A 377-nucleotide genomic window follows, 5' to 3' on the forward strand; every position below is an offset into this window, starting at 1 on the left:
TCGCTAAAGCAAATCTCCTCATGGAAACATTCCTCCTTGCGAGTTTTTTAAACCTTGCCTTCGTGCCCAGTATATGGGAGGTATGTAACGAATTCTTTACCGGCGAGTAACAACTTCGTTACACTTGCGGGTTTTGCCCTCACGTTGCAGATAATCATGCGGTATGTCTTCAATAGTCCGCTGGTTTGGAGCGAAGAGTTCGCTCGCTAAATTTATATATGGATCTGTTTTATCGGCGTTGGCTACGGTGGCCGCCGGCTTGGTCGTGCAAAAAAGGGGGACCAGCGTGGTATCTTGGGAGGAGATAACAAAAAGCCCCGATTGGCCCTTTGTGGAGCTTCACCTGGATCGCATGAAGCCCAAAGAGACGAGGGCGC

Annotated in this window: 1 pseudogene; it reads left to right on the plus strand. The window is 49.6% G+C overall.

The window, feature by feature from the left end:
- Window positions 1–163 precede the first annotated feature (163 nt).
- Window positions 164–377: pseudogene (locus EZM41_RS11130) on the plus strand (hypothetical protein); the annotation flags it as partial.

Origin of the sequence: Acetomicrobium sp. S15 = DSM 107314 (assembly GCF_016125955.1) — a bacterium.
GTDB lineage: Bacteria > Synergistota > Synergistia > Synergistales > Thermosynergistaceae > Thermosynergistes > Thermosynergistes pyruvativorans.